Annotated in this window: 21 protein-coding genes; 14 read left to right on the top strand and 7 right to left on the bottom strand. The window is 35.3% G+C overall.

Translation table 11 applies throughout. The features are described 5' to 3' along the window. Positions 1-81 precede the first annotated feature (81 nt). The 4 genes from EK386_RS13935 to EK386_RS13950 are packed head-to-tail and all read right to left on the bottom strand — an operon-like array spanning position 82 to position 3,771. Positions 82-891: a (2Fe-2S)-binding protein gene (locus EK386_RS13935; RefSeq protein WP_126659791.1), complete on the bottom strand. Its 810-nt coding sequence runs from the start codon at positions 889-891 to the stop codon at positions 82-84. Further along, a complete protein-coding gene (locus tag EK386_RS13940) occupies positions 869-1,696 on the bottom strand; it encodes an ABC transporter ATP-binding protein (protein ID WP_126659792.1) in 828 nt (275 codons plus the stop codon). The genes EK386_RS13935 and EK386_RS13940 overlap by 23 nt, the downstream gene beginning before the upstream one ends. Before the next feature lie 16 nt (positions 1,697-1,712). Continuing rightward, positions 1,713-2,768 (bottom strand): FecCD family ABC transporter permease, encoded by a 1,056-nt coding sequence (locus EK386_RS13945; protein WP_126659793.1) that lies wholly within the window; start codon positions 2,766-2,768, stop codon positions 1,713-1,715. 1 nt (position 2,769) lies between these two features. Beyond that, on the bottom strand, positions 2,770-3,771 hold the full coding sequence (locus EK386_RS13950; protein ID WP_126659794.1) for a FecCD family ABC transporter permease: 1,002 nt from the start codon (positions 3,769-3,771) through the stop codon (positions 2,770-2,772). A 154-nt stretch (positions 3,772-3,925) separates the two neighbouring features. Between EK386_RS13950 and EK386_RS13955 the strand changes: the two genes are divergently transcribed. The 4 genes from EK386_RS13955 (at position 3,926) to pflA (ending at position 8,896) form a co-directional block, all read left to right on the top strand. Beyond that, entirely contained in the window at positions 3,926-4,912 is a 987-nt protein-coding gene (locus EK386_RS13955; protein WP_126659795.1) for an ABC transporter substrate-binding protein, read from the top strand. 454 nt (positions 4,913-5,366) lie between these two features. Next, a complete protein-coding gene (locus EK386_RS13960; protein WP_126659796.1) occupies positions 5,367-5,570 on the top strand; it encodes a cold-shock protein in 204 nt (67 codons plus the stop codon). Positions 5,571-5,888: 318 nt separating this feature from the next. Next, positions 5,889-8,117 (top strand): formate C-acetyltransferase, encoded by a 2,229-nt coding sequence (gene pflB, locus EK386_RS13965; RefSeq protein WP_126659797.1) that lies wholly within the window; start codon positions 5,889-5,891, stop codon positions 8,115-8,117. A 44-nt stretch (positions 8,118-8,161) separates the two neighbouring features. Beyond that, positions 8,162-8,896 (top strand): pyruvate formate-lyase-activating protein, encoded by a 735-nt coding sequence (pflA, locus tag EK386_RS13970; protein WP_126659798.1) that lies wholly within the window; start codon positions 8,162-8,164, stop codon positions 8,894-8,896. A 53-nt stretch (positions 8,897-8,949) separates the two neighbouring features. Here pflA and EK386_RS13975 read toward each other — a convergent pair whose 3' ends face one another. Then, on the bottom strand, positions 8,950-10,353 hold the full coding sequence (locus EK386_RS13975) for an AAA family ATPase (protein ID WP_126659799.1): 1,404 nt from the start codon (positions 10,351-10,353) through the stop codon (positions 8,950-8,952). Positions 10,354-10,705: 352 nt separating this feature from the next. On the opposite strand from EK386_RS13975, the gene EK386_RS13980 reads away from it, so the two are divergent. The 7 genes from EK386_RS13980 to EK386_RS14010 all read left to right on the top strand — a co-directional run bounded on the left by EK386_RS13980 (position 10,706) and on the right by EK386_RS14010 (position 19,093). After that, positions 10,706-12,076 carry an MFS transporter gene (locus EK386_RS13980; protein WP_126659800.1) on the top strand — a complete coding sequence of 457 codons (1,371 nt, stop codon included), beginning with the start codon at positions 10,706-10,708 and terminating at the stop codon, positions 12,074-12,076. Between the two features lie 311 nt (positions 12,077-12,387). Beyond that, a complete protein-coding gene (locus tag EK386_RS13985) occupies positions 12,388-12,858 on the top strand; it encodes a chemotaxis protein CheW (protein ID WP_126659801.1) in 471 nt (156 codons plus the stop codon). Next, positions 12,858-15,431: a chemotaxis protein CheW gene (locus EK386_RS13990; protein WP_126659802.1), complete on the top strand. Its 2,574-nt coding sequence runs from the start codon at positions 12,858-12,860 to the stop codon at positions 15,429-15,431. The genes EK386_RS13985 and EK386_RS13990 overlap by 1 nt, the downstream gene beginning before the upstream one ends. Positions 15,432-15,447: 16 nt before the next feature. Next, on the top strand, positions 15,448-17,037 hold the full coding sequence (locus tag EK386_RS13995) for a methyl-accepting chemotaxis protein (RefSeq protein ID WP_126659803.1): 1,590 nt from the start codon (positions 15,448-15,450) through the stop codon (positions 17,035-17,037). Between the two features lie 86 nt (positions 17,038-17,123). Further along, on the top strand, positions 17,124-17,468 hold the full coding sequence (locus EK386_RS14000) for an STAS domain-containing protein (RefSeq protein WP_126659804.1): 345 nt from the start codon (positions 17,124-17,126) through the stop codon (positions 17,466-17,468). Next, on the top strand, positions 17,461-18,648 hold the full coding sequence (locus EK386_RS14005) for a SpoIIE family protein phosphatase (RefSeq protein WP_158674432.1): 1,188 nt from the start codon (positions 17,461-17,463) through the stop codon (positions 18,646-18,648). Before EK386_RS14000 ends, EK386_RS14005 begins: the two co-directional genes overlap by 8 nt. A gap of 64 nt (positions 18,649-18,712) precedes the next feature. After that, a complete protein-coding gene (locus tag EK386_RS14010) occupies positions 18,713-19,093 on the top strand; it encodes an ATP-binding protein (protein WP_126659806.1) in 381 nt (126 codons plus the stop codon). A 90-nt stretch (positions 19,094-19,183) separates the two neighbouring features. Here the strand turns inward: EK386_RS14010 and EK386_RS14015 are convergent, their stop codons facing one another. Beyond that, positions 19,184-19,876: a response regulator transcription factor gene (locus tag EK386_RS14015; RefSeq protein WP_126659807.1), complete on the bottom strand. Its 693-nt coding sequence runs from the start codon at positions 19,874-19,876 to the stop codon at positions 19,184-19,186. Positions 19,877-20,111: 235 nt separating this feature from the next. Between EK386_RS14015 and EK386_RS14020 the strand changes: the two genes are divergently transcribed. Next, entirely contained in the window at positions 20,112-21,227 is a 1,116-nt protein-coding gene (locus tag EK386_RS14020; RefSeq protein WP_246027676.1) for an alpha/beta hydrolase, read from the top strand. 19 nt (positions 21,228-21,246) lie between these two features. Next, the gene (locus EK386_RS14025; RefSeq protein ID WP_126659808.1) at positions 21,247-22,872 is read left to right on the top strand and encodes a flavin-containing monooxygenase; all 1,626 of its coding nucleotides are present in this window, start codon (positions 21,247-21,249) and stop codon (positions 22,870-22,872) included. 224 nt (positions 22,873-23,096) lie between these two features. On the opposite strand, the gene EK386_RS14030 is transcribed toward EK386_RS14025, so the two are convergent. Then, positions 23,097-23,297 (bottom strand): cold-shock protein, encoded by a 201-nt coding sequence (locus EK386_RS14030; RefSeq protein ID WP_126659809.1) that lies wholly within the window; start codon positions 23,295-23,297, stop codon positions 23,097-23,099. A 368-nt stretch (positions 23,298-23,665) separates the two neighbouring features. On the opposite strand from EK386_RS14030, the gene EK386_RS14035 reads away from it, so the two are divergent. Beyond that, complete coding sequence (locus EK386_RS14035; RefSeq protein WP_158674433.1) at positions 23,666-25,195, top strand: GNAT family N-acetyltransferase; 1,530 nt, start codon at positions 23,666-23,668, stop codon at positions 25,193-25,195. Positions 25,196-25,363 lie beyond the last annotated feature (168 nt).

Raw genomic sequence — 25,363 nt, forward strand, 5'->3', positions numbered from 1 at the left:
TTTCTTTTCCAAAATCCGTTAATATAATTTGAATTATACTCCAAATAATTCAAAAAGGAATTTAAAATAAAAGACTATACTTCATACAGTTGTAGAAGATAGTCTAGGATATTTATTAATTTTAGATTTTTTTACGCTAATTGGACAGTTTTTGCAAAAATCACCTTTACTTTTAGTTAGATAGGATAAACAACATGTTTTTCGTTTTTGAGAATTTCCTTCTAATATATCTGAACAATCTTGAGAATCTCTAAATTCTAGAAATGGATTTTGTTCGTACGTACCAAATAAGTAACCTTCACTTCCATACGTAATCATATTAAAATCCTCTTTAATCAAGTAGTGGTTGTCTAAATGATTCCTATCCTGTAAAAGGTTTTTATACATCCACACAATATAAGTATATAGATTTTCCCACATAGTTCTTTTCGGGAGCTTGGATATAGTATTTAATTGATTAAACAAAATGTCTATATGATTGGCGAATATGTTGTTTACTATGTCATTTCTCCAATTATTTCTGTCTTCTTGGAGAGCAGGGTATAAAGTTATATCGCGAAAATGTATAGATGGTAACCATAATAGATCAGATTCTTTTAGGGTTTGAATCGATACATTGTTGATTGAAAAATTGATTCTTTTACTAAGAACACTCATTGAATACAACGCTATTAGTACGGCAAAGCTATACCTTTTAACGAAGAGAGAGGCGGCTACACTCAAGTTAGCTGCCTTTGTTTGTTCTTTCACGCTGCTTAAATATAAATAAAGTTGATCTTCGTTAAGCAAATGTGATACTTGAGCAGATAAATTAGAAATATTTACTTTTGTAGTAAATCGATAATTATCCTGCAACATTGCCATTTCTTTAGGAGTGAACGTATTTAGCATGATTACTCACCTCAGTTATATATCTACCTTTCCCATAAGGAACACACATAGGGGTGCCGAAAATTGGATCTTCAACGACTTCACATTCTAAATTAAATACGTTTTTCACTAATTCACGATTAACGACTTTCTCTGGTTTACCTTGTGAGTAGATTGCTTTATCCTTCACTGCGATGAGATGATGTGCATATCGGCATGCTAAATTTAAATCATGGAGTACCATGACAATTGTACGTTTTTCTTTTGCATTCAATTCAAATAAAAGGTCTAAAACTTCAATTTGGTGTGTTAAATCCAGATAAGTAGTCGGCTCATCTAATAAAATTGTATTTGTATCCTGTGCTAACGTCATGGCAATCCAAGCTCGTTGTCTTTGTCCTCCAGATAAAGAGTCAACTAAACGCTCAGAAAACTCCATCATGCCTGTCGCCTGTAACGCGGATTGTACGATTTCTTCATCTTTTGCAGACCATTGCTGGAACCATTTTTGATATGGGTAACGTCCTTGTTTTACTAATTGAAGTACCGTCAAACCTTCTGGAGATACTGGTCCTTGAGGTAAAATGGCTAATCTTTTAGCTACTTCTTTTGTAGGCAACTTCATCATCAACTCACCGTCAAGTAAAATAGATCCGCTATGGGGTTTAAGTAAGCGTGCCATTGAACGAAGCAGTGTCGATTTTCCACACCCGTTACTACCAATCAAAACTGTAATTTTTCCATTTGGAATGGTTAAATTTAATTGATCTAATATAATTTGATCTCCGTAGTTTAAGGTTAAATTTTGAGTCTCTAATATATGCATGAATGTGTTTCTCCTTTTAAGCATTTCGTTGTCTAAATAAAAGATAGATAAAGTAAGGTGCTCCTATTGCGGCAGTAAATACCCCTGCTGGAACTTCGATAGGTAAAAAGAATGTTCGACCAATTGTATCTGCTACTAAAACTAAAATGGCTCCAATAATCGCTGACAATGGTAAAAGATTACCGAAAGAAGATCCTACTAATTTGCGTGCAATATGTGGCGCCATTAAACCGATAAAGCCAATTCCACCAGCAAAAGCGACTGCACTTCCGATTAAAGCAGTAGTTAGTAAAAGTAATAATAATCGCTTCTTTTCAACTTTTGTTCCAACACCTAACGCGACATCTTCCCCAAGTTCTAAAATATTTAAGTGTCTGGTCATGATCAATGCTACTAGTATTAGAACAACTGTAATTGGCGTTAAAATTTGAACATTACTCCAATTAGCTCCATAAACAGAACCAGTTAACCAAATATTTGCTTGACTAGCGCGATAAATTGGCCCCAAAATCATAAATAAATTTGTTAATGCTTTCGTTAAAGCCCATAATCCAATCCCTACTAGTACTAAGCGAAAAGGGGATAAACCATTTTTCCATGAAAGTATATAGAGCAATATAGCTACAATTGTGGCACCAATAAATGCAGCAAGCGGCAACCAATGAATACTCACCGTTAAAGCATTATTTTCATCACTAAATAGCGCTAAAAATAAAACAACTGCTACAGATGCCCCCCCAGTAATTCCTGTTACATCAGGAGAGGCGATAGGATTTCGTAAAATCGCTTGTAAAATGGCTCCTGCTATTGCAAGGCTAATCCCAACTAAAATGGATATAATGATTCGTGGCATTCGAAAGGATTGAACAATCATTAATTCAAAGTTATTACTATTTCCAGATAATATATGTATGACTTTCCATGGTGAAAAGATTTGCTCTCCCATTCCGGCACTTAGAACGAATAAAACTACAAGAAATAAGAAGAAATAGACATTATATCTAAAAGCTTTACGATGAATTAAAAACGAGATTTTATCATGAAAAGCTCTTATTATTGTATAGTTTCCCATCTTAATTTTTCCCTCCTTTTCGTGCAATATGAATAAAGAATGGTGCCCCCACTAGTGCTGTCATAATCCCAACAGGTACTTCTTGAGGCATTAACACATAGCGAGCGCCAATATCTGCAATTAAGAGAAATACCCCTCCAAAAATTGCACAGTAAGGTATTATCCATCTATAATCATTTCCTATAATTGATTTGACCAAATGGGGTACAACAATTCCTATAAAGCCTATTGGACCGGCAATGGCTACCGATCCACCTGCAAGTAAAACAATTGAAATTCCGGCAATTAATTTTACAGAAGATGTTCGTTGTCCTAATCCCTTTGCAACATCTTCACCCATCGTTAAAATGTTGATTTTTTTAGCTATTAATAACGCAATGATAATACCGGTAACCAGATAAGGTAATACAGCAATTAATACTTCTAGTTCTCTACCTTGAACAGAACCGGACATCCAAAACAACACTTGATCTAGGGCAGACTCATCCATAACTAATAATCCTTGCGTTAATGAGGCAAAGAGGGCTGCAATGGCAACGCCTGCTAGAGTCATTTTTATAGGTGTCATCCCATCTCGTCCGATTGAGCCTAAGAAATAGACTAAGAGACCTGCAACCGTTGCTCCTAAGAAAGCAATCCAAGTTATGGTCTGTAAAGAAGAAACAGAAAATAACATGAGTGCTATCACGATAAATAAACTTGCTCCTGCATTAAATCCAAGGATGTCAGGTGAAGCGAGTGGATTTTTTGTTAAAGCTTGCAATAAAGCACCAGCAATACCAAGACTTGCTCCAACAGCAGTTGCAATTAATGCTCTTGGCAGTCGAACATCTTGTATAATAATGTGTTCATTTGATCCGTTGAAATGAATAAAAGCATCGATCACGGTATGGAAAGTTAAATCGGTATAACCTAGAACGAGACTTAGAATATTAAAGATGAGAAGTACAAGACCTCCTATAGCCAAACCTACTATTTTTCTATTTTTATTTTGAAATTGCATATCTCTTTTTCTCCCTATGAACAATGTAAGACTAAAATCCGGCAATACAATTGAAGCTGATAATCGTTTTCAATTAAGTGTTGACACTTATTATTTTATCCAATATGATTCTAAATGTAAATGAAAATCATTATCAAAAGGAAGGGTTGTAAATATGAGTACATATTTCAAACAAAGTAAATTTATATTACTCACAGTTTTACTGTTTGTTTTCGTATTAAGTGGGTGCGGAAATAATGGAGAAACATCTAAAGAAAATAGTAAGACTAGTGATGAATCAACAACAAATACTGAAGAATATTCAATTGAGCACGCAATGGGTACAACTACTATTGAGAAAACACCTGAAAAAATTGTTATTTTAACTAATGAGGGGACAGAGGCTTTACTTGCTTTAGGTATTAAACCTGTTGGAGCTGTTGAGTCTTGGATTGGTGATCCTTGGTATGACCATATTCGTAATGAAATGGAAGGCGTTACAAGTGTTGGCACAGAAGGAGAACCAAGTTTAGAAACAATCGCATCATTAGAACCAGATCTAATAATTGGAAATAAAATGCGTCATGAAAAAATTTATGAGCAACTCAATACGATTGCTCCAACTGTATTCGCAGAAGATTTAAGAGGAGACTGGAAGAAAAACTTTGAACTTTACTCTAAAGCAGTTAATAAAGAAGCAGAGGGTAAAACGGTAATTGAAGATTTTGATACTCGTGTTAAAGACATACAAAGTAAATTAGGCGACCAATTACAAAAAGAAGTTTCAATAGTACGTTTTATGGCTGGAGATGTTCGCATTTATCATAAGGATTCATTCTCTGGTGTTATACTTGAACAACTAGGTTTTGCACGTCCTGAATCACAAAATGTCAATGATTTTGCAGAAAAAAATGCAACAAAAGAACGTGTTCCTGCAATGGATGGAGATATTATTTTTTACTTCTCATATGAAACAGGCGATGGTGAAGCAACAAAACTAGAAGAAGAGTGGATTAACGATCCATTATTTAAAAACTTAAACGCTGTAAAAGAGGGAAATATTCACAAAGTAAGTGATTCTATTTGGAACACAGCTGGAGGAGTAGTAGCGGCTAACTTAATGTTAGATGACATAGAAACGTATTTCCTTGAAGCAAAATAAGCACAACATTTCATTATTACTAAGGTAATGTATGCAAAGAGGTCATTGAAAAAATCTTTCTATTTATAGAATAGTTAGTTTTTCAGTGGTCTCTTCAAATTTATAGAGCTCTCTATTTTCTAAAATAAGTTAATGTGATTTGAATTATATACCAAAAACTCCAAAGTGTTTTACTTTTCTTTCAAAGATAAGGATGCTATAATAAATTTATTGCTTCAAAGGAATATAAAAGTACTATCGTGGCAATAATACTTGAGTAACAATACAATGCAAACTATGCATTTGACAAATATGTATTTAAGGTATATATTTAAGTTAATAAAGTCCTTTATAGGAAACCATGTGAATTCACCTATTACAAAGAGTAATCGTGTTTGTTCGGTACTTTTTGTAATATGTGAATTTTTTTTTCGAAAAAGCTTATATATTAATAAAATTAATGGAGGTCATTCAAATGACACAACAAGGTACAGTAAAATGGTTTAACGCAGAAAAAGGTTTCGGTTTCATCGAAGTTGAAGGTGGATCTGACGTATTCGCTCACTTCTCAGCTATCCAAGGTGACGGATTCAAATCTTTAGACGAAGGTCAAAAAGTAGAATTCACAGTTGAAAACGGTCAACGTGGACCACAAGCTGCTAACATCGTAAAACTTTAATTTTTATTAACAAGAGGAATCCTTCACGGGGTTCCTTTTTTCTTATCTCACATCGTTTAAATATCCATAATTTACTACGATTTAACCTCACAATCATGACCACGATTCAATAAGCATCCACTATATGCCTAAAAAATCCACCTTATATATATAAGATATATCCACATATTAAAGCCATAACACAGTTAACTGTTGTTATAATTTCATGGTTTGTTATTTAGAGAATATAATTTAGAATTTGGTGTCTTGGCTTTTTCATACACGAAATTAAAAACCATCATGAAATTTTTCAAAGTTGTTTTATGAGGAGGTTTTTTTATGGTTATTGCATGGGATGGTTTTAAAAAGGGAAGATGGACGGAAGAAGTAAATGTTCGTGACTTTATTCAAAAAAATTATACGCCCTATACAGGGGATGATCAATTTTTAGTTGGCCCAACAGAGGCGACAACTACCCTTTGGCAACAGATTTTAGAACTATCTAAAAAAGAGCGGGAAAATGGCGGAGTGTTAGACATGGATACAAAGATTGTTTCCACCATTACATCCCATGGTCCTGGTTATTTAAATAAAGACATGGAAAAGGTTGTCGGTTTTCAAACGGACCAACCTTTTAAACGTTCCCTTCAACCCTTTGGTGGTATTCGAATGGCGATGGATGCTGCTAAATCGTATGGGTTTGAAGTAGAAGACGAGGTTCAACACATTTTCACGGCCTATCGAAAAACCCACAATCAAGGGGTATTTGATGCGTATACAGCGGAAATGCGAAGTGCACGACATGTAGGGATCATTACGGGTCTACCGGATGCATACGGACGTGGGCGAATTATTGGGGATTACCGACGTGTTGCGTTATACGGTGTGGATTTCCTTATGAAGGAGAAACAAAAAGACTTCCAAAATACTTCTAATATCATGACGGACGATATTATTCAACTTCGCGAGGAAATGAGTGAGCAATATCGTGCGTTAAAAGAACTAAAAGAAATGGCGCAAAGTTATGGTTTTGATATTTCGCAGCCTGCAACGAACACAATCGAAGCTTTTCAATGGCTATACTTTGCTTATTTAGCGGCGATTAAGCAACAAAATGGAGCAGCGATGAGTTTAGGAAGGGTATCTACGTTCCTAGACATTTATATTGAACGAGATCTCAAAAATGGCGTTATGACAGAAGAAGAGGTTCAAGAAATTGTCGACCATTTTGTAATGAAATTACGTTTAGTGAAATTTGCGCGAACGCCAGAGTATAACGATTTATATAGTGGTGATCCAACTTGGGTAACCGAAGCAATTGCAGGGATGGGCAATGATGGTAGAGCTCTTGTGACGAAAAGCTCATTTCGTTTCTTGCATACGTTGAGTAATTTAGGACCGTCACCAGAGCCAAACTTAACGGTTTTATGGTCAAGTCGTCTTCCGGAAAACTTTAAAAAATATTGTGCTAAGATGTCCATTGAAACAAGCTCCATTCAATATGAAAATGATGAAATAATGCGTCCAGAATATGGGGATGACTATGGCATTGCTTGTTGTGTATCCGCTATGAGAATAGGAAAACAAATGCAGTTTTTTGGTGCAAGAGCGAACCTTGCAAAAGCACTGTTATATGCAATCAACGGAAATGTGGATGAACAACATAAAATTCAAGTAGGACCTGTTATCGCACCGATTACTTCTGAAATATTAGATTATGACGAGGTAATGGCAAGATTTGAGCATACGATGGATTGGTTAGCAGGATTGTACATTAATACGTTGAACATTATTCATTACATGCATGATAAATATTCTTATGAAAGCATTGAGATGGCCTTACATGATACTCAAATCATTCGTACGATGGCAACAGGGATTGCGGGTTTAAGTGCAGTAGCCGATTCGTTAAGTGCTATCAAATATGCAAAAGTTAAACCGATTCGTGATGAAAATGGAATTGCAGTGGATTTTGAAGTAGAAGGGGATTTCCCAAAATACGGCAATAATGATGACCGAGTGGATTCGATTGCCGTACATCTTGTGAAATCATTTATGACGAAACTGCGTAAACATAAAACTTATCGTAACTCCATTCATACGATGTCCATCTTAACGATTACGTCCAATGTTGTGTATGGGAAGAAAACAGGGAATACTCCAGATGGTCGTCGCGCGGGTGAACCTTTAGCACCTGGGGCAAACCCGATGCACGGCCGTGATACGAAAGGAGCCTTGGCATCCCTTTCTACAGTAGCAAAAATTCCATACGATTATGCATTGGATGGTATTTCGAACACATTCTCTATTGTGCCAAAAGCTTTAGGGAAAGATTTAGAGGCACAAGTTTCGAATTTAGTCTCTATGTTAGATGGCTATACAACACAAACTGGACACCATCTCAATGTGAATGTATTAAATCGTGAAACGTTACTTGATGCCATGGAACATCCTGAAGAGTATCCACAGTTAACAATTCGAGTTTCAGGATATGCCGTGAATTTTATAAAGTTAACGAGAGAACAACAAATTGATGTTATTAATCGTACTTTCCATGGAAGCATGTAAGCCTCGTCCTATACTTGGATGTTTCAAAATAGGGAGTGATTTATTTGATCGGCAGAATTCATTCAATTGAATCCTTTGGGACTGTAGATGGCCCGGGGATTCGATATGTCATTTTTACGCAAGGGTGTTTATTACGATGTCAATTTTGTCACAATCCCGATACTTGGAACACAAAAGCTGGTAAGGAAATGAGTACCGATGAATTAATAGAAGATATTCGAAGTTATTTGCCTTATTTGGAAAGCTCAAATGGTGGTGTTACGGTCAGTGGTGGTGAGCCATTACTTCAAATTGATTTTTTGATTGATTTATTTACAAAGTGTAAAAATGAATTAGGCATTCATACGGCCATTGATTCATCAGCAGGTTGTTTTACAAATACCCCTCATTTCATGGAGAAATTAGAGCGGCTCTTCAAAGTAACAGATCTAATTTTATTGGACTTAAAACAGATCGACAATGAAAAACATAAAAAACTAACCGGTTTGCCCAATCAACATATATTAGAATTTGCTCGGATATTGTCTAATCATCAAGTCCCGGTTTGGATACGACATGTGTTAGTCCCTGGTTTAACAGATAGTACGGAAGATTTAGAACGATTAGCAGCTTTCATAAGGACATTAAAGAACGTACAAAAGATAGAAGTGCTTCCTTATCATAAACTCGGTGTTTATAAGTGGGAGAACCTTGGTTTGGAATATCCGTTAGAACATACAGAACCTCCGAGTGAAGAAGTGGTCAATCGCGCCATTGAAATTTTAAACGCAGCAAGATAATAAGTAAGCACCCTAATTCCTATGTGAAAGGATTTAGGGTGCTTTATGAATAATTAAAACGCTTGTATATCCTCGACAACTTCCACCGTGAGTAAGTCCAATGGGGTTTCATCGAGATCTCGTTTTCGGACGGCGTGGCTTGCTTTTGTTAAAATCAATTCTTCTACAAAGTTCCGAACAAGTCGACCATTCCCATGTTTTTCTGGGTGACGAGCGATGGCATCATCCAAAAGCTTTTGTACGAGAGGAATTGCCTCTTGTTCTAATCGATATTGGCGTTCTAACAGCATCGTTTGCATGATATTCATCAACTGGTCTTTTGAATAATCAGGGAAGTTGATATGATACTTAAAGCGAGATTGTAGACCAGGGTTACTTTCTAAAAATTTGTGCATTTCCTGTGGGTAACCAGCTAAAATAACGACGAGACGATGTTGATAGTCCTCCATCGATTTAACAAGCGTATCAATTGCTTCGATTCCATAATCATTTTCCGAACCGCGAATGAGCGAGTAGGCCTCATCAATAAACAAAACTCCATCCAATGCTGCTTCAATTTTAGCACGTGTTTTGGCAGCAGTTTGTCCGACGTAACCTGCCACTAACGCAGAACGGTCCACCTCTACTAAGTGCCCACTTTTTAAAACCCCTAATGATTTATAAATAGATGCTAAAATGCGAGCAACTGTTGTTTTCCCTGTCCCAGGATTTCCATGAAACACCATATGTAAGTTCATTGGTTCTGTTTTTAAGCCTTGAGTTTTTCGCATTTCACTATACAATATCCAGTCGTGAATGCGATTAATTCGTTCTTTTACTTCCTCTAATCCCGTCAATTGATGAAGTTGATCCATAGCATCTTCAATTGGCATCGCTTCTGTGATTGGTATAGGTTTTATTAATGCTTCTTTTAATAAAGGTCGTGTATAAATTTCTTTATGTAAATCCGTTGTCCATTTTTTCAATTTCTTTAATTCATTTAAATAATAAGTGGAAAGCTTTGGATTTGCAGTGAGCTTTTCGATTCGCTTAATATCGTCAAAAATTCGTTTTACATTTCGCACTGTAAAATAGTCCACTGTCACTTTGACATCTCTTGCTGGAGATAGGTTGTTTTTTGCCAAAATACATAAAATAAATTGCCAGTAATAATGGGGACTATCCTCATAGGAAATGGCGTTTAAATAGCTAAGTTCAGCTGCTTCGAAATTATGATCTTGTTCATAGAGATGCGCTAATTGTATATATAGTTGCCCGTGTTTGGAATACAGCAATTTTTTTGTATTTTCATATTCATTTTTTTCGTAACTAATCGTTGTATTGGCGATTAACTCATTCACAATTTTTTCTAGCTCATAAATGCGTAACAATTGAATTTGTATCGTTTGTGCATCTGCTAACTCAAGTTTAGCCATTATTTCTTTAAAGGTTTGTTTCACGTAAGCATGTTGCGGCATTTTCAAGTCATCCCTTTATACATAGTAAGCTCATTATAATCGGTTTTTACTAAAAGATGTGAATATTAGAAACATTTAATAGAGAAAGATAAAAATGATGGAGATAGATTAGTATTTTGAAATAATGTGAATTGTTATTTTCAGAGGAGGAAATTAATAATACCAAAATTCTTTTGAAATATTAATATTTTGGATAATTATTATACTTTTTTATGAAAAAGGTGTTGAAAATTGTAGAAATTCAGAATATTATATTACTTATACCAAATGGTGAACAAAGTAAACTATAATGATAATTAAGGGTAAATTGAAAACGTTTACGAAATAGAATAATAGTTTGAGGGGGAAAAACATGGGCAAAATTAACGCAGCGGACATTATTGCTAATAGTAAATTTAACCGCTTTCATTTTGGTTTATTAGCATGGTGCTTTTTTATTATCTTATTTGATGGATATGATTTAGTGGTATATGGTACGGCTGTTCCTGTTTTGATTAAAGAATGGGGATTAGATACAGTGCAAGCTGGGGCAATGGGTAGTTACGGTTTGTTTGGTATGATGTTTGGTGCTATCTTTTTTGGAATATTAGCCGATCGAATCGGTCGAAAAAAAGTAACAGTCATCTCATTATTTTTGTTTAGCTTCTTTACATTACTATGTGGCTTTGCGACAAATCCTACTAGTTTTTCAATCTATCGTGTTTTAGCAGGTCTAGGTCTAGGTGGCATTATGCCTAATATTATTGCCCTGTTAACGGATTATTCACCGAAAAAAATGAGAAGTATGGCAGTGTCTATTGTTTTATGTGGTTATTCGGTGGGTGGAATGTTAGCACCGATTTTAGGTATTGTCATCATGCCAACATTAGGGTGGGAATCGATTTTCTGGTTTGCGGGTATTCCACTATTATTTTTACCAATCATTTATAAAAGATTGCCAGAATCTGCAGTCTTCCTTGCTAGAACGGGAAGGAAAGAAGAGCTATTTAAAAACTTACAAAAGGTTGATCCAACATTTACATATCAAGGCAATGAACAATTAGACCTTGGACAAGAGGACGAATCAAAAGTTCCTGTTGTTGGCTTATTTAAGGAAAAACGAGCTTTAAGTACAGTTATGTTTTGGGTTGCCTTTTTCTCCTGTTTATTAATGGTTTATGGCTTGAATACATGGTTACCAAAGTTAATGATTGAAGCAGGCTACGGATTAAATTCAAGTTTAGGGTTCCTTGTGACACTTCAAGGTGGAGCAATCGTTGGGACAATTATTATTGCGAAATTATGTGATAAATATGGTTCGAAAAAAATGCTAGTGCCAATGTATGCTTCAGGCGCAGTAGCATTAACTTTACTTGGTTTGGGTGGAAGTACGCTATATATCTATGTCTTAGTTGCTATTGCCGGTGCAGCAACAATTGGCGCGCAAAATATTGTACAAGCCTATGTATCTCAATACTATCCACCAACTATTCGATCTACAGCATTAGGGATGGCTTCTGGAATTGGACGAATGGGTGGAATGATGGGGCCGCTTTTAGGAGGCTTTTTACTCTCTATTACGTTGCCAATTGAAATGAACTTTATCATATTTGCTATACCAGGACTAATTGCAGCTATTGCATTGTGGATCGTCCCAGATAAACGTTCCTATTTAAGTGTTGTACGTGAATCTCGTGAAAAAGAAGGTAAGATCGATTCACCATTAAAAGAAGTTGTAGAATAATAAAAAGGTAATGGATAGGAGTTAGTAAACTTCTGTTCATTACCTTTTTTTCTCTTTAAAGACTAAAGGGATATAAAGGTTTATGTAAAAAAATTAAAGGTCTATTGGAATGCTTTGGTAAATAATTTGAAAGGATTTGAGTATGAAATCATTATTCAAATAGTTGTTTCTAGTTATTTAGTAGTATTTTATCTTCATAAAAGTGTCATTTTTCTAGAGAAAATCGTAGTATTTCTAAATATCAAACTTTAGTATTATTTATGGTGGAGTAATAAAAGTGCAGTAAAGTAAATTTTTAGAGGGTAGGTAGTATGGAGCTATTTGAAAATGATGAACAACTTTTCGGTCAATATGTCGTATTTATGATAGATAAGCAACTTTGTGCGCTTTCAATAAAAGAAATTGTTGAGATTATTGGGATACAGCCTATTACAGAAGTTGTAAATGACAGAGAGTATATTACGGGAGTTATTAATCTGCGCGGTAGTATCATCCCAGTCATTCAGCTACGGATGCGTTATAAACTACCTATTCTCCCATTCAACAAAAAGTCTCGTATTATTATTATACGAAGCGAGGATGAAGGAATAGGGCTTATTGTGGATGAAGTATTGATGGTCACTCACATTGAGGAAGAACAGTTAGAGCCGCCTTTAGAGATGTTTAATACGATCGAAAAAGATTGTTTTAAAGGGTTTGCAAAAGTAAACGACCAGTTAATCGGAATCTTGAATTTACAAAAAGTATTATATCCTCAAGGAAGTGAAGGAGGGATAATGTAATGGAAATGGATATGTCCGTCTATTTAGGTGCCTTTCTAGATGAAGTAGATGAACAACTACAAATACTAGATGAAGAAGTTTTGAATTTAGAAAACGATGGGGAAAATATTGAAACAATTCAAAAAATCTTCCGTGCTGCGCATACGTTAAAGGGTTCTTCTGCTGCTATGGGTATGACTACTATGAAGGAGCTAACCCATAAAGTAGAGAATGTATTTGATGCAATTCGGAACCATCAGATCAAGGTTAATACACAAATTATTAATCTAATATTTGATTCAATTGACACGATTAAATTGTTTAAAGAAGCCATTTTAAACGGAAATGTCGATTCAGTTGACGTTACACAGTTAATTGAAAAGTTAGAAGCATGTAAAAATGGTGCAGATAGTGGGTTAACCTCACAAGTAGTCCCAAAACAAGAAGAAACAAAAACAGCTTCATCCGAGGAAATCATATTTCCTGAAGTGATTTTTGACGAATACCAAAAAGATATGGTTGAAAAAGCACTTGAAATTGGTATGAATGTTACGGCAGTTTATGTCGGACTAGTACCAAATGCCATGTTGAAATCGGTCCGTGCGTTTTTAATCAATAATAACTTAAAAGAAATCGGGGAAATTATTGCTTCCTATCCATCAACAGAAATCATTGAAGATGAAAACAAGTTTGATGGAAATGTTGTATACATAATTGTTACCGAATCGAAAAACCATGAAGTACTAGCCACGTTAAATAGTATTTCAGATATTAAAAGTATCCACTTAAGTGCCATTACATCTGATAATTTAGATAGTTTTTGCAAAGGGAAAAAGGTCGAAATTGTCGAGCAAAAACCAGCTGAAGTAAATGCAAATGCACCTAAAAAAGATGCGAAGTTAAAAGTGAATCAAACCGTGCGTGTTGATGTAGAGCGTTTAGAATATTTACTGAATCTTGTAGGAGAATTAGTCATCAGCCAAACCCGTTTAAAAGATGTCGGGATGCGGTTAACAGAAAAATATTCGAGCGAGTCTTTAATGGAGGATTTCCATGAAGTTGATAATCAACTAGGGCAAATTGTTAGTGAATTACATGAAGGCATGATGAAAACGAGAATGTTACCAATTGAACAATTGTTTAATCGTTTTCCAAGAATGGTTCGCGACATTGCTCAAACGGCACAAAAAGAGGTTAATTTTGTCGTAGAAGGAAAAGAGACCGAATTAGACCGTAATTTAATTGATGAAATTGCCGATCCAATTATTCATCTTTTACGAAATGCATTAGACCACGGAGTTGAAACGCCTGAGGAACGTGAAAAGAAGGGCAAACCAAGACAAGGAACAGTGCTTCTAAAAGCTGCCCATGAAGAAAATCATATTGTGATTACAATTTCCGATGATGGAAACGGAATAAATACAGAAAAGCTAAAACAGTCTGCGATTAAAAAACAACAAATTACAGAAGCAGAAGCAGAGCGCCTGTCTGAAAAAGAAATTTTATTCCTTATTTTTAAATCCGGTGTTTCCACCGCTGCAAAAGTAACAGATATCTCGGGTCGTGGTGTTGGAATGGATATTGTCCGAACGCATATTGAAAAACTAAACGGGCTTATTGATATCGAAACGAAACAAGGCGAAGGAACTACCTTTAAAATTAAGCTACCACTGACATTAGCTATCATTCGTTCGCTACTTGTGAAACTTGGAGAAAAACAATTTGCGATTCCATTAGCAAATGTTCAAGAGATTATTCGGTTAGGCAATCATGAAATAAAAACAATCCAAAATCAAGAAGTTGGGATAGTTCGTGGACAAGTACTGCCATTGATCCGCTTACACAATCGATTCAATGCAACGGAAGATAAGGTGAAAAATAGTAAACGTTTACTCGTCGTCATTGTTGGCTTAGCTGAAAAGCGAATGGGAATTGTCGTGGATCAAACACTCGGAAACCAAGAGATTGTTATTAAACCACTAGGCAAGTATATTGGATCACCAAAATATATTGCAGGAGCTACAATCATGGGGGATGGAAAAGTAGCGTTAATTTTAGATGTGGCCTCGATCGTCCTTGAAGAAGGTGTAAAAAATTCAATCCCATACGATCAACAAATTACGATGAAACAAAATGAAAACTTAATTGGCATTACTTCATTTTATTTAGGTGACGAAGAGTACGGGTTAGAGATTGAGAAAGTGAAGGATATCATCACTGTCCCATCGATTTCGCCAATTTTGAATTCACCGTATTCAATTGTTGGCATGAGTAACTTTAGAGGGAAGCTTATTTCCGTAATGGACTTACGCAAGCGCCTTGGATTGCCTATTCAGCCAATTACAAGAAAGTCTCGTCTTATTGTCGTTGAAATCAATAATGAATTACTTGGATTATTAGTGGATAAAGTCACGCAAGTATTAAAAATAGACGAAAACGAAATTAAAGAAGCACCAAATTATGAAAGTAAAGTCGAAAGAGAATATATTCGAGGCATTTACCATTTAGATGATCGTTTAATGATGCTTATTAATGTTAGTCAAATTATTGATATGGAAACGTTACTAAAGTTAAAGCAAGAACAAGTTGTATAAACAGGGGGCACTAACAATGGCTTGGTTAAAAAATATTAAAATATCTAATAAGCTAATGGTTATTAATATTTTATCAATCATTTTTATTTTAATTACAGGAATTTTTGGCATGATCAATATAAATAAAATGTCAACGCAAACGACAGAAATGTATGAGAATCAATTACTACCTATTAAATGGTTGAATGATATTCGTGCGCAAAGCCGTGCAAATGAAGCGTTGGTAAAGGAAATTATCTTAACGAAAGATGAAGCCGAAAGAAGAGAATTTATTAGTAATATTAGTACGCGTGCGCAAAGTATTAAAGATGATTTTGCTTTATATAAGGAAACAGAAATCACTCCATTTGAAGAGGAACGCTTGGATATTATTGCCCAAGAGATTGAACGCATTGGTGCAAATCGTCAAGAATTATATAAAATTTTGGAGACAGGTACAAGTGATGATGCCTATGCTTATTACAAAGCTAATTTAGTAACACCGCTTGACACTTTAAATAAGACACTACAAGAAGTGGCAGATTATTTATCAGATCGTGCTGAAGAGACGCTAGTACAAATGAATAATGAAAAAAGAACTGCAACAATTATTATGATTTCAGTTTTAATAGTAGCTATTGTTCTAGCGCTAGTATTAACGACAATTATTTCTAGAGCAATTGTGAATCCATTGAAAAATGTAGTAGACGTAATGGAAGAAGCGGCAAAAGGCGATCTAACTGTATCTACATCCCACAATTCAAAAGATGAGATTGGACAAATGGTCACTTCATTTAACAATTTAATGGAATCTACTCGATCTGCTATAGAAAAAGTAGTAAACGCTGCTTCTGAATTGTCTGCAAGCTCACAACAAATTTCAGCAAGTGCTGAAGAAATTGCTTCTGGTAGTCAACAACAAGCACAAGATGCAAGTGCCTCAGCTACAATGATGGCAGAAATGACAACGGTAGTAGAAGATGTAGCACGAAATGCAGAAGAAGCGGCAAGACTAGCTGAAAATACGATGAATGAGGCAAAACAAGGTGGAGTCGTAATTAATGACGCGATCCAAGGAATGACAGCAATTCGTGAAAGTATTTATGAATTATCGAATAAATCTGTTCAAATTGGTGAAATAGTAGAAGTAATTGATGATATTGCAGAACAAACTAATTTATTAGCATTAAATGCAGCGATTGAAGCAGCGAGAGCAGGGGAAGCAGGAAAAGGCTTTGCAGTAGTTGCAGATGAAGTTCGTAAATTAGCAGAAAGAAGCTCTAAGGCAACAAAGGAAATTTCTGAACTGGTAAATATCATTCAAGAGAATACGAGAAATTCTGTGAAATCTGTTGAAGACGGTAGTGCAAAAGCAGAAAAAGTGGATAGTACGTTTAATGATATTTTACAACTAGTGAATATCTCTTCTATAAAAGTAACAGAGATTGCTGCTGCAAATGAACAACAAACAGCACAAGCTGAAGAAGTGCAACAATCAGTAAGTAGTATTGCAGCCGTAACAGAAGAAATAAGCGCGGGTCTCCAAGAAACAGCTGCAACAGCAGAAGTATTATCCGAAATGGCAGAAGGGTTAAATCAATTAACTGGCCAATTCAAAATTAAATAATAGTCAAAAATCATTTAGTAAAACATTATGTTTTGCTAAATGATTTCACTATTTTTTCGTAAAAATATATAAAGGGGGTTCATATAATGTTAAGAAAAGTAAATGATGCGATACAAGTACTTGATTGGAAAGAAAATATTACATTAAAAAATATCGAGTTATTCCGACAAGAGGTGAACAATCTTTTAGCTCAAGAAGACAATAAGCTAATGTTAAATTTAGCAGAGACTAGTTATATTAACAGTGCGGGTTTAGGAATTATTGCGGAAAGTGTGATCCAAGCGCGACAAAATAATAAAGAGTTAGTTATAGCATCCATTCAACAATCCATTAAAGAAATCTTTGTCATCGTAAAATTTTCTAGTTTTATGAAATTGTTTGATACAGAAGAAGAAGCGATTGAATTTTTAATGGTAAATGGTCATGCCTAAAAATTTGGAAGATTTTTTCTTAGAACATAAATTCTTTTCCTCAATTACCAATGAATCAGATCGAAACATCGCAGGAAGGCTCCTCGTAGCAGATAAACTCTTTCAAAATATGTTAGAAGGGGTATTTATTACGGATACTACGGGCGTGATCAAATTTATAAATCCTGCATTTTCTAGAATTACAGATTATGGAGAAGAGATTATCGGACAAACGCCGCGAACATTTCAATCCGGCAAACACGACGCGACATTTTATCAATCGATGTGGCAATCCGTTGAGCAAAATGGAAAATGGGAAGGCGAGATTTGGAATAAAAAACGAAATGGCGAACTGTTTCTCCAACAAACAACCATTACAATAATAAAAAATGAGTCGGGGCAAGCACTTTATTATGCAGCAGTCATAACGGATATTACAGAGCGACGAAAAGCAGAAGAACGATTAAAAGATGATTTATTATTAGCAAAAGAAGTCCAAAAAAGCGCATTGTCACAACCAATACATAATGAGTCGATTCACATTGCAGGGATGTACCGACCATCTGAATTGTTAGGTGGAGATATGTATGCTTGGTATCAAATTGATTCCCATCGTTATGGCATCATTATGATTGATGTAATGGGCCATGGTGTGGCATCAGCGCTTGTTTGTATGAGTGTGCGCTCACTATTGCGAGGGATTATTAATACATTTATCGAACCTGAGCGTGTCTTAGAAGAGTTAAATAAACATGTTTATTCGTTATTTCGTGAGAAGGAATCTTCCCAGACTAAAAATTACTACTTAACATGTGCCTATGTAGTTGTTGATACGAATGAGCATCGTATTCGCTATGCTTTAGCTGGCCACCCTCCTGTATTTCTTATATCAACAGACGGGGACGTAAACCTATTGGAAGAGGGAACCGTTCCATTGGGTATGTTAAAAAATATTGTGGTTAAAACAGGAGATCATCAATATACCCCTCAACATGCATGGATGGTCCTGTATACAGATGGGCTGATTGAAAGTGAAGGGAAAAGTTTAAGGGGAAACATGGGATTATTAAAAAACGCTTTAGTAAAAAATCGCTCAATGAATTTAGATGAAATGATGCATCATTCAATTGCAAATCAATTAACGGAATTAAGCATATCGACGTTTCAAGATGATGTGACGATGGTAGTCGCGAAACTTTAGATTCTTTCTAATCATAGAAGGCTCTCGAGTATAGGGAGAATACTTCAAAGGAGCGTTGGATACGATGAATAGATGTTCGATGGAAATAAAAACAGAAAATGATGTATTAAAGGCGATGGAACATACAAGCGAAATTGCAAATAAATTAGGTTGTTTACCGAATGAACAAATCCTCCTTAGCTTAGTAACGGAAGAATCGCTAGTAAATGCGCTAGAATACGGAGAAGATGATCTCGTCAAAATGTATTGGGCATGTTCAGACAAGGAGTTAGAAATCTGTATCAAACAAAAAGGTAAGATGTATAAAATTGAAAAAAGTGACCAACTGAATTACGGAAACCGTGGACGTGGTTTGCAATTAATATTAAACATTATGAATGAAGTGTGGCTTGAACAGGAAGAAGAAGATAACATTGCTTTGTATATGAAGAAACGACTAAATTAAAAATAGATTCCCTACTATAAAAATGGAAAGGCTGTCCAAAAAGACAATAGTGCTTTTTGTGACAGCTTTTATAATGGACAAAACTAGTAATTATTCAATTTGCTGACCTAGAAAAATAGAGACGGCATGGGTACGGTTTTTTGCACCAAGTTTTATAAGGACAGATTTGATATATTGTTTAATCGTTGCTTCACTTAATGAAAGGAGATGCGTTAATTCTTTTGTAGATAATCCGTTTGCAAGGGCTTTCAAAATTTCGTTTTCTCGAGGACTTAGTTTTGGATGACTAGACCTTTGTAGCTGTACAAGAAAATCACCAGCAATTTCACCGAATAAAGTGAATTGCTCTAGTTGATGGGCAGTAAGAGCAGGAGTGGTTTGAATAAACTCACAACAGATATAGGCAATGGTCATTTTGTTCACAAAAATAGGGATAACGAGTAATCCTTTTAGGGGTGTCTTTCGAAGGTAGCGACTTGAGATCATAGTGATAATTTCTTGTCCGCTATAGTAAGTTGCCTTTCGATTTTCCACAACATTCCTTATTACAGGTAATGAGCGAATATCATCCCGAATTTGAGTGGACGATTGGAGTTGTCCATATTCAATTTCGGCAACACTTTCGCCTACATAACCAACAGGACTAAAGCGATAGAATGTTAACTTCTCACATTCTGTTGACTCGCTTAAGGAGCGAAGCAGATGACATATCTTTTCTTCTTGTGTTTGTAAGTTTACTGCACTTTTCAATTTTTCCTCTAAAATCCACGATGTTAGCCTCATTACGTCACTCCCTTATAAACATGTTAATTTCTCTTACTTTCTCCACGTTCTACTAGCTTAAATTTAGTAAACTCTATTGTTTTATTTAAGCTGTTATTCATAATGGAATATTCCTTACTATTTATTATGCTATTCATTATCGAAAAAGTAGTTATTCTAGCAATAATTTTTATACTTTTGAGATATGGAAAATAGCTAAAAGGAGGAATATTTACAGTTTAATAACTTTGTTACGATGATTATGCATAGAAAAGTGAAAGGCGTTCGCCTAGCTCCGAAAGCAAATGGAGAAATCAACAAAAGGACGCTTTTTGTTCTTGCAGTTGATTTTGAAGTTGCCGAGGAGCTAACGCCTGGAACTGGACAAAGAAAAGTGCAAATTACAAGGAGAAAGGGTGTCAACAAAATGGGATTAACAAACAATGCAAAAGTATATTTAGAGGCGTTTTATAGTGGTCCGAAAAAAATTCAAGACTTAACAGCAGAAGAGGCGCGTCAAATGATGAGTTTAGCTCCTGTTCCGGAAAATGTTGAAGTCCCACCAGTAGCAAAAGTGGAAGACCGACAAATTCCAGTAGACGGTGGGGAAATTACAGCTCGTATTTACACGCCATCAGGACAAGGACCGTTCCCGTTATTTGTTTATTACCATGGTGGCGGCTGGGTTCTTGGAAACCTGGAGACATCCGATGCGGGTTGCCGATTATTAGCTGAAAAGACTGGTCGAGTTGTTGTATCCGTTGATTACCGTTTAGCACCTGAATTTAAATTCCCAGTACCAGTTGAGGATAGTTATAATGCACTTTGTTGGGCACGTGACAATGCTTCACAATTAAATGCAATTGCGGAAGATATCGTTGTCGGTGGCGATTCAGCTGGTGGAAATTTAGCTACAGTCATGGCGATTTTAAGCAATGACAATAATGGTCCTACGATTACTGCGCAAGCGTTAATTTATCCTGTGACGAACTTAGATTTTACCTCTCCTTCTTACGAGAAATTTGCTGATGGGTACGGACTTGATCGAGATTTAATGATTTGGTTTGGTGAGTACTATGTAAATAATGAGGAAGAGTTTAATGATCCTTTAGTATCACCACTTTTATATGAAAATGTAAACGCTTTACCGCCTGCGATTATTGTGGCTGCTGAAAATGACGTACTGTTTAGCGAGGGTGTGCAATATCAAGAGAAATTAGAGCAAGCTGGTGTCGAGGTAAAGCATACAATCATCGAAGGAAGTATACACGGCTTCTTTAGCAATATGGTTATTTTTGCGGATGAAACAAAGGCAACTGTTGATCAAATTGCGAACTATTTAAAAACTGTAAAGACGAACGTATCAAACTAAAACCAATAGGGGGAACGCTATGACTATCAAACAATATGATGCTGTTGTAATTGGTGCTGGGTTTGCTGGGCTTTATATGTTACACAAATTAAGAGAGCGTGGTTTATCGGTTCGCGTGATTGAGGCGGCAGATGGTGTAGGTGGCGTGTGGTATTGGAGCCGCTATCCAGGAGCAAAATGTGACTCAGATTCAATTTTTTATAATTTTACTTTCTCAGAGGAGCTTTATAAAAAATGGAGTTGGAAAGATCGCTATGCCTCTCAGCCGGAAATTTTAGAGTACTTAAATTTCGTTGCGGATGAGCTTGATTTACGTCCAGATATTCAATTTAGTACACGTGTAAAAGAAGCGAGCTTTAATAATGATATCAAGCATTGGGAAATTTACACAGATACAGATGAAACATTGATAGCAAAGTACTTTATTAGTGGGGTAGGCTGTTTATCCACAACAAATGTTCCTCCATTTGAAGGTAGTGAAACGTTCAAAGGCGAACAATATCATACAGGGCGTTGGCCACACGAAAAGGTCGATTTTACAGGCAAACGTGTAGTTGTCATCGGAAATGGATCAAGTGGTGTACAAGCGATGCCGGAAATTGCGAAAGAAGCAAAAGAACTAACATTGCTTATGCGTACACCGCATTATGTAGCAGAGGCTCGTAATCATCCGCTTAGTAAAGAAGATCAAGAAAAAGCAATTCAAAATTACGAAGATATACGTGATTCCTTCTCTACGACACCAGGTGGAATTCGTATGTTTACAACAGGTAAATCCGCAACAGAGTTTACAGAAGAACAGCAGAAAGAAACTTTAGAACATGTTTGGACAACAGGTGGACTAGCTTTAGGGTCAGTTTATCCTGATGTAGGCGTTAATAAAGAGACGAATTATGTGATCTCACAATTTGTGCGAGATAAGATTGATGAAATAGTAGAGGATCCTGAAAAAGCGAAAATGTTGCATCCCGATTACTATATCACGACGAAACGCTTGATTATTGGTACGAACTTCTATGAGATTTTTAATGAAGACCATGTGAATTTATTGTCCTTAAAGGATAATCCAATCGAACGTATTGTTGAAAATGGAGTCGCACTTCGCGATGGAATAATCGAATGTGATGTCATCGTATACGCAACAGGTTATGAAGCGATGACAGGTTCACTATTGAAAATCGATATTCAAGGGCGTGATGGGCAATCCATTCAGGACAAATGGGGAGACGGTCGAGATGTGAAAACATACCTTGGCTTAACGATGGAAAACTTCCCGAACTTCTTTATGATTACGGGTCCACAAAGTCCATCAGTGTTAACGAATATGCCGTCTGCTATTGAACAACACGTGGATTGGATTGATCGCTGTATCGAATATTTAGAAGACAATAACTTACAAACAATTGAAGCGCAAAAAATATCTGAAATGAAGTGGGGGAAACAGTGTGATGATTTAGCGAATTCCACATTATTCCCACATACAAACTCTTGGTATACAGGAGCGAACATTGATGGTGAACAGCGCGGGTTTGTTATTTATGTCGGTGGTTTAAATAACTACAAGAAAATATGTGATCAAGTTGCAGATAACAACTATGAAGGCTTTTCATTTGAAAAAGCTCATGCCAATGTTGTCATACAATAAAAGCTTATAATTAACGTTTCCAATACTCATAACGATTTCACAAATGAAGAAATCGCTATGAGTATTCTTTTTATGCCAAAATCTAAAATGGCGATGCTCTTATACGACTTATTTGGAGTTATGTGAAATTTGTAGGGAACAGGTAGGGAGGAATGAAAGGAAATTGAAAAAGGACACCCTATAAAAGGATGTCCTTCGTATTTGTTAGATTTTAATTTTAAAAATTAAAGTTTAACAACGTTAGAAGCTTGTGGTCCACGGTTTCCTTCTTCTACTGAGAATTCAACTTTTTGACCTTCTTCTAAAGATTTGAAACCTTCGCCTTGGATAGCTGAGAAGTGTACGAATACATCATTTCCGCCTTCTACTTCGATGAATCCAAAACCTTTTTCTGAGTTAAACCATTTTACTGTACCTTGAGCCATTTTAAAAAACCTCCAAAAAATTGTTAGACGACAACTAATTGACTTCTATAACTAGAAAAAAATTCACACATTACAAAAAGTACCGAACGTTCACGATTACTTTTTGTAACATGTGAATTCATTAGATATATGAAGCAATATAATCATCTGTAATTAATATACATCATAAAAATGATTTTGTCTAGAATTTTATTTGATAATTAAAAGAATATTTTGGATTTTGCATAGAAATTGCCTGCCATAAGATATTTGTTCTAACTCACAGTATTTTACATATAATTTTTTGAGGAAAATATAAGTAGAAAGGGAGATGAAATGTTTCATTTACCACAAATACCTTTGCCCAAATTAAATAAGGTGATCTTATGTTGCAATGTAAAGTAATAACCTCTTTGAAAGATTTAGAAGACTATAAGGAAATATGGTCGCAAATCCTTGAAAGAGCAAACAATGATAATCCGTTTGTAGAATATGAATGGATTGCTGCATGGTGGCATTTTTTAGGGAAAGCAGATCCTGTTGAAATATATGTCGTCGTCCATAAAAATACCCCAATTGCCTTTTTCCCACTCACCCATACATCCCGTTTTGGTATACATCAATTTAAGTTTATTGGTGATGATGTTGCTACATATATGCAAGTCATTTCAGAGAAAGAATGGCTAGAACCGGCCATCGAATATTTACTAGATGTATTAACGAAAAAGTATAAAAGGTTACTTTTTGAGTTAAATGGTCTGTTAGAAAGCCGTGAATCATCAAAGGTTTTAGAGAAAATAGCGATTAAAAGGCAGCTCCCTTACTCTATCTTTCGAGTCGTTACCCCACTAATTGAAATAGAAGAAATGGATCATCCAGATAAGAAGAAAAAGTTTAAAAAGAAATTTAAAGATATAATTCGATGTGAAAATCGTTTTAAATCGCTTGGGCAATTAACATTTCAACCGTTTGAAGAAAAGTATGAGGACATGTTTCAATTATATAATCGCAGGTGGATGAAGAAAATTGATACGAGTGGATTTTCCGCTGGCATAAAGATGTTGTTTTTTGAGCACCTAGCAAATCAAAAGGGGAGGGGGTTCAAAGTCGAAATAAATAAACTCTCCTTTGAAAATAAATTAATTGGCTTTACCTATGATATTTGCTGTCGTGGTAGAAGGGTATGCTACAAAATGGCTCATGAACCTGATTTCCACATATTTGGTCCAGGTAGGATCATTGAAAGAGAAAATTTGCTTAAATCAAAAAATGACAATAATACTTTGTATGACTTTGGAAGTGGTTATGAACCATACAAGCTAGAGTGGGCTACAAAGTTAGATTTTACAAGGAAATTTTTATTTAGTAGTAATGGTTTAAGAGAACGTGGTTTTAGAAATCTATTGAGTGCTTTATATACAGTTAAGTTCAAAATAAGTTCAAGCCATCAATATGTTGAGATGAAAAGAGATCGGTTTGGAGAAGTGTTGTATTTTATAAAAAATGCCACGATGAAAGAGCACTATGAGAAAATAGTGGATGTATGTAGTAATATCTTTTCCATCGATACGATCGATTTATATTGTTTAGAAAATCAATCATTTCAACCAGATATGAACTTTAAAGAGATGAAAATTCAAGATATATTAGAGCACAATCATCGTGAGGAGCTTGTGCCTTTATTTTTTAAGCAATATCGTTTGTATTCAAATAATAAAGAAGAAATTACCTTTTTAAGGAATGACCAATTTATTCGTGAGGAAAGTATTAATTATATGGAAGCGTTACCTTCGAATTCAACCTTTATAAAGGATTACGATGTTAACAATTTACAAGAAATAGTAGACATGATCCAACAAGAAGGTTTAACAATTTATACAGCAGTTCATGGAGCCTCCTATAAAAAAGAAGTATATTAAAAAAATTAGGCTTTCAAAAGGTAGAACGAATATCAAAGTTTCGTATTTTAAAATGGGAAAAGGTTATGAAAAAAGCATATTGATAAAATAATCCCTAATAGGTTTTTCGAAACTTATTAGGTTTTTTTGTTTATTTATCGAAAAGTATTTTAAAAGATTCATATAATT

The sequence above is a fragment of the Lysinibacillus antri genome (genome assembly GCF_003977595.1).
Classification (GTDB): Bacteria; Bacillota; Bacilli; order Bacillales_A; family Planococcaceae; genus Ureibacillus; species Ureibacillus antri.